Genomic DNA, 16,276 nt, shown 5'->3' with positions numbered 1-16,276 from the left:
AAATATGTGGCATTCAAATATCCCATACATAACGTAAATAATGTTGTTTCAAAAGTTTAAAGGGTTTTTAAATGTAAAAATAGAAATCTATATAAAAAAATATACAAATGGTAGTGATGCTATGAAAATCGGTAAGTTTGGAAAATTAAATAACATAAGTATTGATACAATTAGACATTATATGGATCTCAGCCTCATAATTCCTGAAAAAAAGGGAGGGCACTATTTTTTTGATGAGTATTGTCAAATAGATTTAGAGCTTATATTACATTACAAAGAGCTAGGATTTAGTTTGAATGAAATTAAAGAACTATTTTTTTATAAAAATTTAGCGAAAGCTATGAATTACGAAAAAGCTAATTTTTACCAATCTTTATTTAAACTGAAATATGACAAGTTGGAACAGGAAATAGAACTTTTGGAGAAGAAACGGGATCAATTAAAGAAAGTGTTAAATGATTTAATATCAACAAGCGAAACTTCTAATTCAATTATAGGGATAGATTTAAGTGTACTACATTTACTTACATGTTCTAAATGTAGTAAAAAACTAATTCTTCAAGAGGGAATTATTAATAACAATCAAATTACCGAGGGGAAGCTAATTTGTAATTGTGGTGAAGAATATATTATTACTTCAGGAATTATAACTGCTGGTAAATCATTTAAAGTAAATGAGCAAACGTCACTTGAAGATACTATTTCGGATTATATTCATGAAACTGATAATGCGTATTTGGAAAATATGCATAGAGAAGGGGAATGGGCGAAAAAAAAACTAATACATTTAGATTTAAATAACAAATTAATACTGGATATAGGATCGGGACTTGGATTCTTTTTGAGAAACATTTATGAAGAACTACCCGAAGATTGCCTATATATTGCAGTAGATCGAGATTTAAATAAACTTTTATTTTTAAAAGATGTATTAGCAAGAAGAAATCCAAAAAGAAACATTCTCTTTATCTGTGCTGATTTCTTGAATATCCCTATTCAGAATCAGTCAGTTGATATTGTAATTGATCATTCTGGTACGAGCAATTATAGTTTTGAGCATGAGAATTTTTTACTTCACGAATTAAATCCGCTATTTAAAACGGATTGCTATTTATTAAGTTTATTTATTTTATTTAAAAATTTCAGCTCAAATAGCCAAATTACAAATAAATTCCGAACAAATTTTACACTTTCAAAAGTAACGAAAGAAATCCAAAATCTACAGTTTCAATTCATTGATGAAAGTACTTCAAACTATTTGAAACGGGGAGGTAAGTACGAGGGTTTCTTTGTACAAGGAGAAGAAATTTATACATATTCATTTTTCGGAAAAAGATGGGGTTAACCCCATCTTTTATTTATTTTCCCTTAAAACTTTTCAAATAGTACATATTGCTATTGGGTTAACCCAAGAACTTACACTTAATGTAATACAAAGAAAAGTGGGGGAATTGTTATGAGAAGTTTACGATTACATATAGAAAATAAAAAAAGAAACCAAGAACTAAGAAATATTTGTTTATATTCAATTGCAAAAACAGTATCAATATTCGGTAGCTCTATGTATAGTTTCGCGCTAGGATTATATGTTTTACAAATAACTGGCTCTGCGTTAAATTTCGCGATTACGCTCATATTAGGAACGATTCCAATGATTGTTATGAATCCATTTGCAGGTGTAATTGCTGATAAAGTTAATAAAAAGAAACTCGTCGTTTGTATGGATTTACTAAGTGGGTGCTTATTAATAACTGTTTATATATTAAGCAGCTATTATGGATTAAATTTATTCATTATTTATACTACAACCTTTCTTATGACGGTATTTACAACCTTTTTTGGAATAGGGTTAGAAGCTGCAAAACCAAATATCGTCTCTAAAGAGAGGCTTATGAGTATTAATTCTATAAGTAAAATTATCGATTCTGTATCTTTAATTCTTGGCCCTATGTTAGGTGGCATCGTTTTTTCAGTATTTGATATTAAAACTTTTATAATTATAAACGGTATTTCATTCATTCTTTCAGGGATAGCATTACTATTTATTCACTTTAAACTGTTCGAGTGTAATATAAATGAGGAAAGTTCAAAAAGAAGAGTTAATTTTATTAAAGATATAATAGAGGGGTTTTCTTACTTACTTGAAAAGGAAAGCTTAAAGAATACGTTTCATATTTTAATTTCGTTTAATTTCTTCTTAGGCTTTGCTGTAACTGTTCCATTGCCATACATTATTAACACAGTACTCAATCTGACTTCTAAGGAATTTGGTATCATTCAAGGGACTTTTCCAGTAGGGATGATAATTGGTGCAATTGTAGTAAAAAAGATAACTGATCGTTTTTCTTACTCTTATCTTTTGAAAAAGCTAAGTTCTATGTTGTCAGTTATTATGATTTTTTCGGGGATTCCAGTTTTATTCAAAAACTTTGAAGTGAATGATTTTGTATTCGTTATTACGTATTGTGTTGTTATGATCTTTTTAGGGATTATTATAGCGCTAATTGATATTCCTTTAATTTATTTCATGCAAAAAGAGATTCCTGATGAATATAGGGGCAGAGTGCTTAGTATTGGATTAAGCTTAGGTAAAATGATGCAGCCAATAGCACTCGCAATATCAGGTCTATTATTAAATTATATTCCAGCCTACATCATTCCAATTGTAGGTGGAATCTTATATTTAATAGTAATTAAAGCTTCATCAAATCGTTTCACGTTAGAAGTTCATTCGAAAGATTATAGTGCTTCATAGAATCTTAGGTTATTTATAGAATGTATATTGCTATATCTTTCAAGGTAAGAAAAGCAAATATTATAAAACGAAAAAATGAATTGAATTCCTATGGACAATGTTGAAGAAAGTACATATTCATTTTAGGGGGATAAATACAAAAAGAAAATTTAGCTTTATGGATTGACCTTCCCCTTACAGGAAGCAGTATATTTAAAATAATTAATAACAGGAGGTGAGTGGTATGCTTTCAATTGGGGAGTTCTCAAAAATATCGCATCTTACAATGAAGACGCTGCGCTACTATGATGAAATTGGGCTTTTAAAACCTGATTTCATAGACGCTAAGAATGGCTATCGCTACTATAATATTTCCCAATTAGAAATTGCTTTATTGATTACACGATTAAAAACTTATTTATTTTCGCTGGAAGAAATTAAGGATATTTTAGCAAATTGGGAGAATACAGAGTTGCTTAACTCTAAAATGAAAACCAAACAAGAAAGTCTAACACAACAGATTACATTTTATTCTTCTTTATTAAAAAAATTAAAGTTTGATATTCAACAATTAGATGAAGAGGAAAGTATCATGGATTACTTAAATTATATTGAGATTAATCTTGTAAATCACTTAACCTTTCATATAGTATCTCAGCGAAAGCGAATAAATATCGCTGATTTCCTAATGCACTTTAATGGGTTGTTCAGTAAAATTTCATTTGAAAATTTATCGCCTATTGCAAAACCACTTGCTATATTCCATAGTTCAGAATATACACCTGAAAATTATGATGTAGAAATTGCGATTCCTCTTACCAAGGCCACAAATAAAACAAAATTGTTTCATCCCGGCCTTTGCGCAATGGCTACACTTATTGGCTCTTACGAAGAATTACCTTCTGTTCACACAAAATTACATGTATGGATTAAAGAAAAGAACTATAAATTGAATGGCGATCCGTTTGAAGTTTATAAAACGAATCCTTATAGCACACTGGAGGAGAATAATATTATAGAAGTATATTTTCCTATAAAATGATTAAAGGAAGGTGCGTATCACAATGTATGGTATAAACCAGCCAACAATAAAGGAAAAAAACTTGATTTTAGTTGCTGAGATTATCTATTTAATCATTGCATATTACTTACTTTTCATTACTTATTTCAAGCCAGGTATTTCAATAGGACTTTTTATAGCTTTAATTATTACCGCTTTCCGATTAACAGCTATGATGTTTATATGGTTGCCTAGAGGGATTACATGGCAAGAAGCCATTATGAACAGTATTGCTTTTGGAATATATTATTTAGGTTTTCCAATCTTAATGATTACTAGTAATCAGGATCCAAACTTAACATTTCTTATTATAGGCTGGATATTGTTTTTAGGGGGAAGTATATTAAACACAGTTTCAGAGTTACTTAGAAAACCTTTTAAAGACAATCCTGTAAATCAAGGTAAGCTATATACAGGTGGTTTATTTAAATATGCGATTCATATTAATTATTTTGGGGATTGCATTTGGGTGCTTGGTTTAGCATTAATCTCGAGCAATATTTTTAGTTTATTTATCCCGCTAGGCCTATTCTTAGTATTTGTTTTTGACTATATTCCAAAATCTGATAATTACTTACAAAACAAGTATGGGGAACAATTTGCAGTGTATAAACAGAAAACAAAAAAACTAATACCGTTTATTTGGTAAATCAACTTCATAAATTATAAAAAGCGCAGGATTCACATCCTGCGCTTTTTTATCGTAATTCAGCTGTTTTTCTAATAACGATCTTATCTATATCATCTTCTTCATCACCAATAAATAACCCGCGTTCTTTTAAATACGCCTCAAAATATAAGTCTGCTTCTGCACGTTCATCATACGGTTTTACAGATAGAACGAAACCTAATTTGTTTTGTTCCTCTAAATGAGAAGTGGAAATGTAGGCCGGTACATTGTGGCGTAAAAAGAGTTCTTTAACCGGAATAATCATATCTTTCATTAATTTCGTTAACATACCCATTTCAAACTCGAAATTAAAGCGATCTATGCTACATAAATCAGCGAATACTACACCGATAAAACCTGTATTAAATACTTCTTGATATTCTACATCTTCGTCATTACCGTAAAAATTCTTTTCGATTAAATAATTTATAAAGTAAGCAACACCGTCACTTTGTTCAAATGGTTTCGTTGAAAGAACAAAGCCGATTTTCTTTTGTTTATGTAAATACACACATGACATGTATGCTGAAATGTTATGTTCTTTAAATAGAGAACTTGTTGCCCCAGAGAGGCCATCAAGTACGTGATGAACAATTTGAAGTTTTTTACGAGCGAAATAATAGGATTTCTTTTGTAACTCCAATGTATCAATAAAGACAGAGCCGATAAAGCCTGTATTTGAAATGATAGGTGTTTGCTTTTTTCTTCCTCTGCGCTTTGCTTGAGCCATTGTAAAAATCATCCCTTCATGTACAATTAAAATTAAAAGAACGTTTGTTCGTATATTTATATTTTACTATTAAAACGCTCTAAAGTAAAGGGTTTTTGACGAAAAAAGCAACAAAAAAGACACCTGTAAAAGGTGCCTTAAACGCTGTAGGGAAGAGGGTTCATTCCTACAATTTATATTATGATACAGAAACAATCTCTTCTGTATCCTCTACATCTAAATGACAGTCCATAGTACGAACATCTTGATCTTCATGACTTCCGAAATAAATAGTAATTTTCATATGTATCGCTCCTTTATTCTAGGAATACCTAAAATAATTACTAGTAATGTTAATATTTATTATATACCACTTTTTTCATTCCGACAACGTTATATCATTTTTAATTCTTTTAGGGGAAAAAGAGTGATGTATAGAGCTATTTTTATAGAAATAGGCACATTTCATATATGTTATATTTAATACTGAATGATTCGAATACGAATTTTTATGAAAGGAGAAAAACGAATGAATTATAAACAGTTATTAATAGATAACTTCACATATAAAACGTCATATATTGCGCGACAGGTACATGGAATGAATGTAAAAGAAACGAAGGATTATATTGCTGTCGACTGTGGTTTACCTGCAGATACATTTAATATCATTACTTTACTAAACAATGATGTAACGGAAGGTATTGAGAAATTATATAAAGTGGTAATCAACTATAATCAAAAGAAATTTCCAATGAGTGTTTGGTTTTGGAATGATAGGCATGAGCAGATTATAAAAAGCGAATTAATAAAAAATGGCTTAAAAGAAGCAGAACAAAATATCGCGATGGTAGCAGACTTAAAAACAATTCATCCAACAATAAACATGCCAGAAGGTTTTACGATACAAAGAGCATCTTCGTCAGGACAAATTAAAAATTTTGGGGAAACGTTAGCTAATCTATTTGGTACATCAGAGGAAGGTATACATGTGCAAACATACTACAATGAAACTGCTTCTTTCGATTTATGGAATAGTGAGAATATGAAACTATATTTAGGGCTTTTTAAAGATGAAGTCGTATCGGTTGGTTCATTAGTATGTACAAAAGATAGTATTGGTATTTATGATATAGCAACTAAAGAAGAAATGAGAGGGCAAGGATTTGGCTCTACTATGTTTAATTACTTGCTGCAAGAAGCAAAAGAATTGAAAGTTGCTCAATGCGTATTACAAGCTTCACCTGATGGAATTAATATTTATAAAAAGGCTGGCTTTCAATCTGTTGGACAAATGACAGTATTTGAAAATCGACATTTAATTGAATAAATTATCCGAATCAAATTGCTTTCATTTAGGAGTTAATACATCTTTATGAAAAGAATATATATCGTTACAATCATTTGCACCTTTATTGTAATAGGTACTTTTGTTTTTCATAAAGTAAATGAACTTAAGTTCACGAAAGCTATTAACCAATCAAATCATATAAAAAATATTGCACATATACAAAGATAGTTTGTGGTCCAAATGGTAACATCATTGAATACATAGAGCCGATATTGAAATGAAATTCGAAAAAGAATCCAATATTTTTATTGGATTCTTTTTATTTAGCTCTAAGTAATTAACTTAAAGCAATATGAATTTGAATTTGTTAATAAAATATTACATTGGGTATGATTTTTTATATTAATCATCAGAAAGTAATGAAATTGTAATGAATTTTAACTACGCTTTTTATATTTTTTTGATACACTGGCTACGAGAGGAATACCGATTAATGTAGGTAAAAACCAAAACCATATAGGTGGCAGGAAATTTATTAAGGGAATATGAATACCAACGTTTACTAAAAGTGCAGTTACCGCACCTATATAAGAACCTAACATACCTCTAATATGGTGATGCAGCCAATTTTTCCAACGTTTTTTTCGTGCCAGGTAGCCATAAATCGCAAATGAATAAGAGAAAATTGCTACATAAAATAAATATGCGATTTTATCCCAGTTTATAATGGATAATATAATTGCAGTAACGGTGATAACAACATAGGATGCATGATATATTTCACCCCATTCCGTATGTTTTCCTTTCTTCTTTTGAGCAACCATCGCTATAATACCGGTTATTAAACATATTGTTCCAAATAATATGTGGATGGTTAAAAGAACGTTGAAAATGCTCATAATAATTCCTCCTTTTTTATTTTTATAGTATTGCAGTATAGGAGAAAAGTTGAAACGCATTGTTTATTTGCCTTAATATATTGAAATAAAGGTACTCCTAGAACAAATATAAACGGACAAATTTTTCTTGAACTTAGAGTGACACGTATTACGCGAAAAGAAGGAGAGACTTCCATGTTTACATCTATTACATATTTACAATCTGGGAATGAGAAGCAACAAAAAGTGTATGATGTTTTGAATAAACTAAACATTATGGAGGATTTAACTTTGTATAGTCCGGTTCTTTGTGGGACAATTCCTATTAGAATTGATACTCTTCGATCTGACTTAGATATAGTAATGGAAGTACATAACTTTGATGTTTTTGAACAGGAAATGAGATCTTTATACGGTTCTTATAAAGGGTTCAAAATAAAAAAGAAAAAAATTAAAACTACAGAATCGATAAAAGTAAACTTTGAATTTGAAGGTTTTGAATTTGAATTATTTGCTCAGCCTAAGCCAGTACGTAACCAAAATGCATATAGACATATGATAGTAGAGCACATGTTATTAATGCAGCATCCCCATATAAGGGAAGAAATTCTTCGCTTAAAAGAGAACGGTTTAAAAACAGAACCTGCTTTTGCTCAAGTATTAAACATTGACGGAGATCCTTATGATGAACTTATTATGTTGGGGCAGGAAATGAGATTGTGGTGAATACGATACACAAAAACTCCTCTATGAATAAAAGAGGAGTTTTTGTTATGTCATTAACTTACGGATTAATTCGCCTAACAATTTAATCCCGTTAGTCATTTGCTCTGGAGAAGCATATCCATATGATAAACGAATGTACTGATCCGATTCTTCTTCGTATATACGTCCTGGGTTTAAAAGAATTCCTTTTGACAGTGCCTCTGAAAATAATTTCTTCATCGGAATGCTAGGTACAATCTTTAGCCAAATAAAAAATCCACCAGTAGGAATATCCCACGATGCAACATTTGCGCAATACTTATGTAAAGCTTGTATCATAATTTGTCTTCGTTCTTTTAATTGAATTCTTACGTTTGCAACATGTTCTTCATAAAAACCTTTATGTATCCATTCAGCAGCAACTCTTTGGGATAATGAACTCGATCCATAGTCTGTTTGCATTTTTATATCTGACAATCTATCAATTACAGGTTCTGGTCCAATAATCCATCCAATTCTAAGACCAGGAGTAAGTGTTTTAGAGAGGCTACCAACATATAATACATGTCCATGTTTATCTATCGACTTTAAAGGAGCTGGAGGTGGTTCATCAATCCATAATTCGCGGTAAATATCATCTTCAATAATAGGTAACTGTTCCTTTTCACATATTTTCAATATTTCTTTTCTTCGCTCTTGAGACATTAATATCCCTGTTGGATTTTGAAAACATGGGATAGAATATAAAATATTTTTCTTTTGACTATATTTGATTCGTTTTAATAACTCGTTAGGTAAGATACCGTGATGATCCATACATATACCAGCTAGATTTATATTTGCTGATTGAAACACATGAAGTGAATATAAGTAAGAAGGCTGCTCAAGTAAAACGGTTGATTCTCTATGCAATAGACCAATTGATATTAATTGCAATGCTTGTAACGCACCAGAAACGATTAATATAGAGCTAGGCGATGCATGTATTCCAAATGATTTTACGTATTTACTTATTGCTTCACGTAACGGTAAAAAACCTTTTTGTTCTTCGTATCCAAAATACTCTAATTCCTCACATACGCTTTTCATAATCGACTGCATGGTTTCTAGTGGAAAAAGTTGAGGTGCAAGTTCACCTTTACTAAGATGGATAAGTTTTTTATTTGTTTCTGCTTCATTGATTTCTCGTACCATTAACTTGCTAGGTTTATGAATACCAGCCTTTACATATTCACTCCAATCAGGCGGGGGATTCGTCGCTAATAATGACCATGTATTATTTGTTACAATTGTTCCTGCTCCAATTTTCCCTTGAATCAATCCATCTGCCATAAGTTCATCTAGTGCAGTTATTACAGTACTTCGATTTACATGAAATAATTTTGCTAACTGCCGTTGACTAGGGATCTTACTTCCAATAGGCCATTCTCCGTTTTCGATTTTTTCTTTCATATAATCTACTATCTGCCGATATTTAGGCAGTTTTTTATTAGTTGTCATAAAAAAACTCCCTCGTTCACTTTAAAAATGCCAAGTGGTTGGTTTTTACGATAAATAACTGGTTGAAGACATTGTATCAACTATTAAATATGATGAAAAGAAATAATTGGTAATTTGAAAGTGGTTGGTTTATTAGGGAGGGAAAGATAACATGCATAATAAAAAAAGGGATTTACGCATCATATGTGCTCACGCTTTTACGATTTTAATATGGGGGACCGCTTTTCCGGCAATTCGTATGGGACTCGAATCTTATACACCAGAGCATCTTACTTTACTACGTTTATTAATTGCTTCATTTATACTACTTTTGTTTTCTTTTATATATAAGTTGCGGCTACCAGATTTAAAGGATATCCCAGCAATTTTTATATTTGGTTCTTTAGGGTTTACTATTTATCACATTGCATTAAACTACGGTGAAAAAACAGTAAATGCTGGATCTGCAAGTTTAATTGTTTCGGTCACACCTATAGTAACGGCAATTTTTGCTTCTGTTTTTTTGAACGAAAAAATGAAATTAAATGGTTGGATTGGTGGTGTAATTAGTTTTATAGGAATAGCTTTCATATCATTTAGTCAAGGAGATACTATTCAATTGAATAGTGGAGGATTATTTATATTATTAGCAGCGATTGCAGAAAGCCTATTTTTCGTTTTTCAAACTTCTTACTTGAAAAAATACGGCTTCTTGCCATTTACCATATATACAATTTTATCTAGTACTGTATGTATGCTTATTTTCTTACCGGGAATGTATACAGAAATATTAGCAGCTCCTCTTGAAGTGAATATGAGTGTTATATATTTAGGTTTATTTCCAACAATACTCCCTTATATCACATTGGCTTATATCATAACTCATTCTGGTGCTGCTGAAGCAACAAGTTCTCTATATTTAACTCCAGTAACTGCATGTTTTATTGCTTGGATATGGTTAGGTGAAGTGCCGACTTTTGTTTCGATAATCGGAGGAGGAATTACTATACTCGGGGTTTTAATTGCACATGTATCATTAAAAAAAGAAATGCAAAGTGCAGAGTACAGCAATACAGCAAGGTAGTTTGGTTAGAATTTGCGAGAGATGTAATTGAACTATTAATTAGATTTCTTATTAGAGGAAGGATTAGCATAATGTTAATCCTTTTTATTTATACAATTCTTACTAGTAACATCCTTATAAATTTGTATAGTTTAATTATTTTTTTACATATACATAATTATCATCTGCTATTTTCTATATGAAAGGAGACATCCTTTGGAAAAAGTATTATTTTTCGGAGACCCAGGTATTGATGACTCGTTTGCCATTATGTTTGGTTTACTGCATCCTGAAATTGAAATTGTCGGTATTGTAACTGGATATGGAAATGTGGAACATATACATGCTGCACATAATGCAGCGTATATTTTACAGTTAGCAAATAGACAAGACATTCCTGTTATTAGCGGTGCAACAAAACCACTTACAGAAGAAATTACAACATATTATCCTGAAATTCATGGACCAGAAGGATTAGGTTCTATTCATGTGCCAGAAAGTGTATCGTCTATCCCAATATACAATTTTGGTAGTATTGCTTCGATTCTTGTAAAGTACGGAAAGGATCTAACAATTGTCGATGTAGGAAGATCTACCTCATTAGCAATTGCTTTTAATTTATGGAATGATTTAATGCTAAATGTAAAAGGAATATATTTCATGGGCGGTGTCTTTTTAGAAGTAGGAAACGTTACGCCATTAGCAGAGGCAAATGTGTATGGAGATCCTATTGCAAGTAAAATTGTTTTTCAGCAAGCGAATAATTTATTTATATTTCCTTTAAATGTAACAAACAAAGCTGTGTTAACACCAAATGTGTTTGACTATATTCAAGCTAATTCAAAGAATCCATTCCATACGATAATGAAACCAATGTATGATTACTATTTTTCTGCATACCAAAAACTTAATCCATCTATCGAAGGACCATTACTTCATGATGTGGTTGCTATAAGTGGATTAGTAAATCCAGGTTTTTTTGAATTTGTAAATCGTACCGTGAATGTAGATACATACGGAGATACGAAAGGACAAACATTTGCTGATTTTCGACCTAGTTCTATATCAGAAGGAGCCTGTGTTGCTTTAGAAATAGATGAAGAAAAATTTATTCAAGACTTTATTAAAACTATGCTATAAATCGCTGTCGAAACAGGGATTTATTTCATTACGTTGAATATATAAATACATTCTCTTAATAAAGGAGCTTAAAATAGTGAATGTCCAGTTAAAGGTTGTTACGAGAGAGAATTGGGAAGATGCTTTAAAGCTACAAGTTAAAGAAAATCAGACGAAATTTGTTCCAGCTGTAGCAGTTTCACTTGCTAAAGTATATATAAAGCCAGATGGTGACAATGTCGAGTACATACCATTTGCGATATACGACGGCAATCTAATGGTTGGTTTTATTATGCATGCTGTTGTAAGAGAAACAACTGATATGTATTGGATCAATGGATTTATTGTTGATCAAAAGCAGCAAGGGAATGGTTATGGAAAAGCGGCGTTACAAGAAAGTATTTACTTAATAAAAAATACATGTAAGGCGTGTAAAGAAATAAGATTAACCGTACATAAAGAGAATCTCTCTGCAAAGAAATTATATGAACATTACGGTTTTCAATCATTGGGACTTGATTATGATGGTGAGCAAGTATATCGTTTATTCGTTTAAAATAAATGACTGGGAGGAATAGCAATTGAAAAATAAATTTCATCATATTGTACGAGCTGTTATGTTAAAGGATAATAAATTATTATTGGCTGAATATATTGGCCATCATTATTTTTTACCAGGTGGTCATGTTGAAGTTGGCGAATCAGCTGAGAATGCATTAATAAGAGAACTAAGAGAAGAACTCGGAGTAAATTGTAGTATAAAACAATTTTTAGGCGTCATAGAAAACCAATGGCAAGACCGTGAAGTTCTTCATCATGAAATCAATCATATTTTTGAAGTAGATTCGCAAGAGTTACATATTGATTTCACACCAAAATCTAAAGAATCTCATTTAGCGTTTCATTGGATAGATTATACTCAAGAAGCTTTACATACGTATAAAATTATGCCAGCGCCTTCAGTTAAAGAGTTACTAGAAAGAAAATTAAGCGATGAACTACTAAACTGTTGGATTAGTAATTTTTAAGCACCTCTATTAATAGTAAATACGTCCACCAAAAGCAGATTAAGAAAATAGGCTAAAAAACAAGGTACATCACCTAGTGTAATTTCATATTTTGTTGATGTACGCATTTAGTCTATAGTCTTATTTCTACTTTGTTTGCAAAAATATATAAAATTTAACATTTGGACGGAATTTATTTTTATAAATGGAGGGTTTCGTAATGAATCAGTTTCAACAAGACTTACAATCATTAAACCTTAATGATTATCAATCTGGTAATGTTGTGTATTGGGATCAACTGCAACAAAATCAATATCCATACTATTACATTCAAGACGATGCACGTCGTTGTGGCGGATGCGGAGGTTGTGGTGGTCGCTGTGGTGGATGTGGCGGCGGAAGATGCGGAGGTTGCGGTGGACGTTGTGTAGGTTGCGCTGGATGTTTCGGTTGTTTTAACTGCTGGAACTGGTGGATCATTTAATTATAGTAAGAAAACTATTTTACTTGAAAGAAAGGTGTGAAAATTATTTTGCACTTTTCTTTCAACTGTAATTGTTATACGTGTTAAGGGGGATTTATTTGTATACATACGATAGGTTAATTTCTTTGGTAGAAAATATAAAAGAAAAAAATCATAGTTCTGCAACTGCACTTTGTATTATAAAAGATAACAAAATTGTACTAGAACATTATAGTGGATATCACTCAAATACATCGACTAATAAAAAAGTGAACGCATCTTCACAGTTCAATGTTGCTTCTGCTAGAAAAAGTTATTTAGGTTTAATGGTAGCATTTGCACTTTACGAGGGGAAAATAACCTCTATTGATGATGAAGCGATAAAGTATTTTAAAGATTTTGATCCTGAATTACTTGGTAAAACAACGATAAGACATTTAGTAACTCATTCGCATGGTTTAGGAGAAACGAATGACGGGACGATTTTTCGTGAATTTGAACCTGGACAATCATGGGCGTATAGAGATGTTAATGTAAGAATGATAACGCGTCTTATTTATCAGCTATATAGTAAAAGTTTTCCTGAATTATTAAAAGAGCGTGTGTTTACACCTGCTAATTTTCAAGAAACAGGTTGGAGAATTAAGCAAGATGAAAATTTAGTTGAAGTTGTTAATGACCCAAATAAAGACGCAATCAGTGAAATTGGTACAGTAGATGATGGTACTGAAAAAAATCTATTTGTCTCAGCTAGAGAATTTGCGCAGTGGGGCAATCTCCATTTAAATCAAGGTGTGATAAACGGAAAACAAATTGTTCCAAAAGAAGTTATAAAAATTGCTACGAGTTTGCAGAGCCCAACATATGTAAACAAAGAGCTACCACAAAACGGATTGTTTTGGTTTGTCCAAAATGAACCTGCGCTTTTGAGTGAACTTGGTGAACGAGTTCCAAAAGGATCGTATCAAATATTAGGAATTACAGGACCAACTATATTAGTAATACCTGAATATAATGCAGTTGTTGCGAAAATGTACAATAAAAGATATAACTACGGCGGTGATAATTATTTATATTATTTACGTGAATTTAGCAATTTAGTCGCTGATACATTTCGTAACAGTAATAGGGCATAATGACTCCTATAATGAAAAGGAGTGAGAAAATTGAAAGATAAAATGAATAAAAACAAAAAGCAAAACATTGAAGATGTAAATACAGAACAAAATGCAATTTATAGCGATCCAAAAGACGCAGCTAATATGCAAACGGTACCGCAGCCAAAGGATTTTGATGAAATTGAATACTAATTTTTCGTTCATCCGACTATATGATGAATGAAAAATACATCTTAAGTCCCATCACATGAAAGAAATCTTTTGGTATGCTATATACATAAGCATTTGAAAATGTCTTATCTTAACAAAGCTTTCTTTAAGTAAATCTAATATAACCTGCAAAAAGACACTTCATTATGGAGTGTCTTTTTGTGTATATGAACTGAATTACCATTTTCCGTACAGTATTTTGCAATTTATGATGGATATACTAACTGTGAAAATTCATGTCATGATAAAAGAAGGGGACAGTTAGTATGAAACAAACTTCTATAAATCCGTTACTAATTGTTCTAGGTACAATCATTGTTCAAATTGGCCTTGGGACAATTTATACATGGAGTTTATTTAATCAACCCCTTGTCAGTAAGTTTGGATGGAATCTCAATGCCGTTGCGATAACTTTCTCCATAACAAGCTTTTCTTTATCATTTTCAACCTTATTTGCAGGGAAATTGCAGCAAAAGTTAGGACTTCGTAAACTCATCGCTACGGCAGGGATCGTTCTGGGACTTGGGTTAATACTTAGCTCACAAGTTTCTTCCTTACCATTACTATATTTATTAGCTGGTGTCGTTGTTGGTTATGCAGATGGAACTGCTTATATTACATCACTATCTAATTTAATTAAATGGTTTCCAAATCGGAAAGGACTTATTTCTGGCATATCTGTTTCTGCATATGGAATGGGTAGCTTAATCTTTAGATATATAAACGGAAGTCTTATCGATAGTCTTGGTGTATCGCAAGCATTTTTATATTGGGGTATCATCGTCTTGCTTTTAGTTTTAACCGGATCGTTCTTCTTACGTGAAGCAATCGTAAGTAACACTGTAACTGAATCATTACACAATGACTATACACCTCGTGAAATGATGCGAACGAAACAAGTATATCTCTTGTTTTTTATGTTATTTACCTCGTGTATGGGTGGTCTATATTTAATCGGTATGGTAAAAGATATTGGAGTACAGCTCGTTGGACTTAGCGCAGCAACCGCTGCTAACGCCGTCGCAATGATTGCAATTTTTAATACAGTAGGTAGAATTGTTCTTGGAACGTTATCAGATAAAATTGGTCGAATGAAAATTGTTTCTGCAACGTTTATAATAATTGGATTATCAGTCTTTACTTTAAGTTTCATTCCTCTAAATTATGGAATTTATTTCGCTTGTGTAGCAAGTGTTGCTTTTTGCTTTGGTGGTAATATCACAATCTTCCCAGCCATTGTTGGAGATTTCTTCGGATTAAAAAACCATAGTACAAATTACGGGATTGTATATCAAGGTTTCGGATTTGGCGCACTTGCAGGAGCGTTCATTGGAGCATTACTTGGTGGGTTTCAACCGACCTTTATTATAATCGGTGTTTTAAGTGTTATTTCCTTCATTATTTCGATTTTAATTCGCCCACCAAAAGCAGAAAAGAAAAAAGAAACACAACATTTATATCGGAAAGTAGCTTAATTCTGGGAAAGAGTCCTAATAAAGGGCTCTTTTTATATTACAAAATATTTAATTTTCCTTTTTACTAATTGTGCAGGGAGAAAAGAGTGACATAATTCAAAGTGAAATGATTTAGAAAGGAATAAAGTAGTTTTTTTCTTAACGAACCAAGTAGCAGATTAGTTAAATAATCATATTGTTTTATAAAGGAACCAAAATGTTCTTAAAAACTACAGTTAACCAATTTTGTTATTAGAAATGCAATTCATTTATAGACCATTATTTTCTTATAAATTTATAATGAAAGTAGTTGGAT

General features: G+C 31.5%; 17 protein-coding genes and 1 pseudogene. 15 read left to right on the top strand and 3 right to left on the bottom strand.

Going from position 1 to position 16,276, the window contains the following annotated elements; genetic code table 11:
• Positions 1–121 precede the first annotated feature (121 nt).
• The 4 genes from K5S59_RS13935 (at position 122) to K5S59_RS13920 (ending at position 4,443) form a co-directional block, all read left to right on the top strand.
• Positions 122–1,345 carry a methyltransferase domain-containing protein gene (locus K5S59_RS13935; protein ID WP_098259205.1) on the top strand — a complete coding sequence of 408 codons (1,224 nt, stop codon included), beginning with the start codon at positions 122–124 and terminating at the stop codon, positions 1,343–1,345.
• Positions 1,346–1,456: 111 nt separating this feature from the next.
• Positions 1,457–2,755 (top strand): MFS transporter, encoded by a 1,299-nt coding sequence (locus tag K5S59_RS13930; RefSeq protein WP_120450260.1) that lies wholly within the window; start codon positions 1,457–1,459, stop codon positions 2,753–2,755.
• Positions 2,756–2,978: 223 nt separating this feature from the next.
• Positions 2,979–3,776: a MerR family transcriptional regulator gene (locus K5S59_RS13925; protein WP_000948771.1), complete on the top strand. Its 798-nt coding sequence runs from the start codon at positions 2,979–2,981 to the stop codon at positions 3,774–3,776.
• Positions 3,777–3,798: 22 nt separating this feature from the next.
• The gene (locus tag K5S59_RS13920; RefSeq protein WP_098872428.1) at positions 3,799–4,443 is read left to right on the top strand and encodes a methyltransferase family protein; all 645 of its coding nucleotides are present in this window, start codon (positions 3,799–3,801) and stop codon (positions 4,441–4,443) included.
• Positions 4,444–4,492: 49 nt separating this feature from the next.
• On the opposite strand, the gene K5S59_RS13915 is transcribed toward K5S59_RS13920, so the two are convergent.
• Positions 4,493–5,206, bottom strand: coding sequence for a hypothetical protein (locus K5S59_RS13915; protein WP_002071887.1), 714 nt, complete (start codon positions 5,204–5,206; stop codon positions 4,493–4,495).
• A gap of 496 nt (positions 5,207–5,702) precedes the next feature.
• Here K5S59_RS13915 and K5S59_RS13910 point away from each other — a divergent pair, with 496 nt between their 5' ends.
• Together K5S59_RS13910 and K5S59_RS13905 are read left to right on the top strand one after the other, a co-directional pair.
• The gene (locus K5S59_RS13910; RefSeq protein ID WP_212982233.1) at positions 5,703–6,503 is read left to right on the top strand and encodes a GNAT family N-acetyltransferase; all 801 of its coding nucleotides are present in this window, start codon (positions 5,703–5,705) and stop codon (positions 6,501–6,503) included.
• A 45-nt stretch (positions 6,504–6,548) separates the two neighbouring features.
• Positions 6,549–6,680, top strand: a pseudogene (locus K5S59_RS13905) (glycerophosphodiester phosphodiesterase); the annotation flags it as partial.
• 221 nt (positions 6,681–6,901) lie between these two features.
• Here the strand turns inward: K5S59_RS13905 and K5S59_RS13900 are convergent.
• Positions 6,902–7,363: a DUF2306 domain-containing protein gene (locus tag K5S59_RS13900; RefSeq protein WP_120450262.1), complete on the bottom strand. Its 462-nt coding sequence runs from the start codon at positions 7,361–7,363 to the stop codon at positions 6,902–6,904.
• Positions 7,364–7,537: 174 nt separating this feature from the next.
• Here K5S59_RS13900 and K5S59_RS13895 point away from each other — a divergent pair, with 174 nt between their 5' ends.
• A complete protein-coding gene (locus tag K5S59_RS13895; RefSeq protein ID WP_120450263.1) occupies positions 7,538–8,068 on the top strand; it encodes a DUF4269 domain-containing protein in 531 nt (176 codons plus the stop codon).
• A 45-nt stretch (positions 8,069–8,113) separates the two neighbouring features.
• On the opposite strand, the gene norG is transcribed toward K5S59_RS13895, so the two are convergent.
• The gene (gene norG / locus K5S59_RS13890) at positions 8,114–9,547 is read right to left on the bottom strand and encodes an efflux pump transcription regulator NorG (protein WP_098259247.1); all 1,434 of its coding nucleotides are present in this window, start codon (positions 9,545–9,547) and stop codon (positions 8,114–8,116) included.
• 151 nt (positions 9,548–9,698) lie between these two features.
• On the opposite strand from norG, the gene K5S59_RS13885 reads away from it, so the two are divergent.
• The 8 genes from K5S59_RS13885 to K5S59_RS13850 all read left to right on the top strand — a co-directional run bounded on the left by K5S59_RS13885 (position 9,699) and on the right by K5S59_RS13850 (position 15,981).
• On the top strand, positions 9,699–10,610 hold the full coding sequence (locus tag K5S59_RS13885) for a DMT family transporter (protein WP_098259246.1): 912 nt from the start codon (positions 9,699–9,701) through the stop codon (positions 10,608–10,610).
• Positions 10,611–10,805: 195 nt separating this feature from the next.
• Positions 10,806–11,729, top strand: coding sequence for a nucleoside hydrolase (locus K5S59_RS13880; RefSeq protein ID WP_000416763.1), 924 nt, complete (start codon positions 10,806–10,808; stop codon positions 11,727–11,729).
• 76 nt (positions 11,730–11,805) lie between these two features.
• Positions 11,806–12,264: a GNAT family N-acetyltransferase gene (locus K5S59_RS13875; protein WP_001102676.1), complete on the top strand. Its 459-nt coding sequence runs from the start codon at positions 11,806–11,808 to the stop codon at positions 12,262–12,264.
• 25 nt (positions 12,265–12,289) lie between these two features.
• On the top strand, positions 12,290–12,736 hold the full coding sequence (locus K5S59_RS13870; protein ID WP_000790760.1) for an NUDIX domain-containing protein: 447 nt from the start codon (positions 12,290–12,292) through the stop codon (positions 12,734–12,736).
• A gap of 199 nt (positions 12,737–12,935) precedes the next feature.
• Positions 12,936–13,199 (top strand): heterocycloanthracin/sonorensin family bacteriocin, encoded by a 264-nt coding sequence (locus K5S59_RS13865; RefSeq protein ID WP_001071346.1) that lies wholly within the window; start codon positions 12,936–12,938, stop codon positions 13,197–13,199.
• A gap of 98 nt (positions 13,200–13,297) precedes the next feature.
• Complete coding sequence (locus K5S59_RS13860; RefSeq protein WP_098259244.1) at positions 13,298–14,314, top strand: serine hydrolase domain-containing protein; 1,017 nt, start codon at positions 13,298–13,300, stop codon at positions 14,312–14,314.
• Between the two features lie 30 nt (positions 14,315–14,344).
• Positions 14,345–14,488 carry a hypothetical protein gene (locus K5S59_RS13855; protein WP_000653368.1) on the top strand — a complete coding sequence of 48 codons (144 nt, stop codon included), beginning with the start codon at positions 14,345–14,347 and terminating at the stop codon, positions 14,486–14,488.
• A 284-nt stretch (positions 14,489–14,772) separates the two neighbouring features.
• Entirely contained in the window at positions 14,773–15,981 is a 1,209-nt protein-coding gene (locus K5S59_RS13850) for an L-lactate MFS transporter (RefSeq protein WP_097844868.1), read from the top strand.
• The last annotated feature ends 295 nt before the right edge of the window (positions 15,982–16,276 follow it).

Source organism: Bacillus sp. BML-BC051, assembly GCF_019656175.1.
Taxonomy (GTDB): domain Bacteria; phylum Bacillota; class Bacilli; order Bacillales; family Bacillaceae_G; genus Bacillus_A; species Bacillus_A mobilis.
The sequence above is the reverse complement of the archived record's forward strand: the minus strand, read 5'-3'. Positions and strand labels throughout refer to the sequence as shown.

Coding starts and splice junctions, on each gene's coding strand:
- K5S59_RS13935 (WP_098259205.1), top strand. CDS start 122: ATGAAAATCGGTAAGTTTGGAAAATTAAATAACATAAGTATTGATACA.
- K5S59_RS13930 (WP_120450260.1), top strand. CDS start 1,457: ATGAGAAGTTTACGATTACATATAGAAAATAAAAAAAGAAACCAAGAA.
- K5S59_RS13925 (WP_000948771.1), top strand. CDS start 2,979: ATGCTTTCAATTGGGGAGTTCTCAAAAATATCGCATCTTACAATGAAG.
- K5S59_RS13920 (WP_098872428.1), top strand. CDS start 3,799: ATGTATGGTATAAACCAGCCAACAATAAAGGAAAAAAACTTGATTTTA.
- K5S59_RS13915 (WP_002071887.1), bottom strand. CDS start 5,206: ATGATTTTTACAATGGCTCAAGCAAAGCGCAGAGGAAGAAAAAAGCAA.
- K5S59_RS13910 (WP_212982233.1), top strand. CDS start 5,703: ATGAATTATAAACAGTTATTAATAGATAACTTCACATATAAAACGTCA.
- K5S59_RS13900 (WP_120450262.1), bottom strand. CDS start 7,363: ATGAGCATTTTCAACGTTCTTTTAACCATCCACATATTATTTGGAACA.
- K5S59_RS13895 (WP_120450263.1), top strand. CDS start 7,538: ATGTTTACATCTATTACATATTTACAATCTGGGAATGAGAAGCAACAA.
- norG (WP_098259247.1), bottom strand. CDS start 9,547: ATGACAACTAATAAAAAACTGCCTAAATATCGGCAGATAGTAGATTAT.
- K5S59_RS13885 (WP_098259246.1), top strand. CDS start 9,699: ATGCATAATAAAAAAAGGGATTTACGCATCATATGTGCTCACGCTTTT.
- K5S59_RS13865 (WP_001071346.1), top strand. CDS start 12,936: ATGAATCAGTTTCAACAAGACTTACAATCATTAAACCTTAATGATTAT.
- K5S59_RS13850 (WP_097844868.1), top strand. CDS start 14,773: ATGAAACAAACTTCTATAAATCCGTTACTAATTGTTCTAGGTACAATC.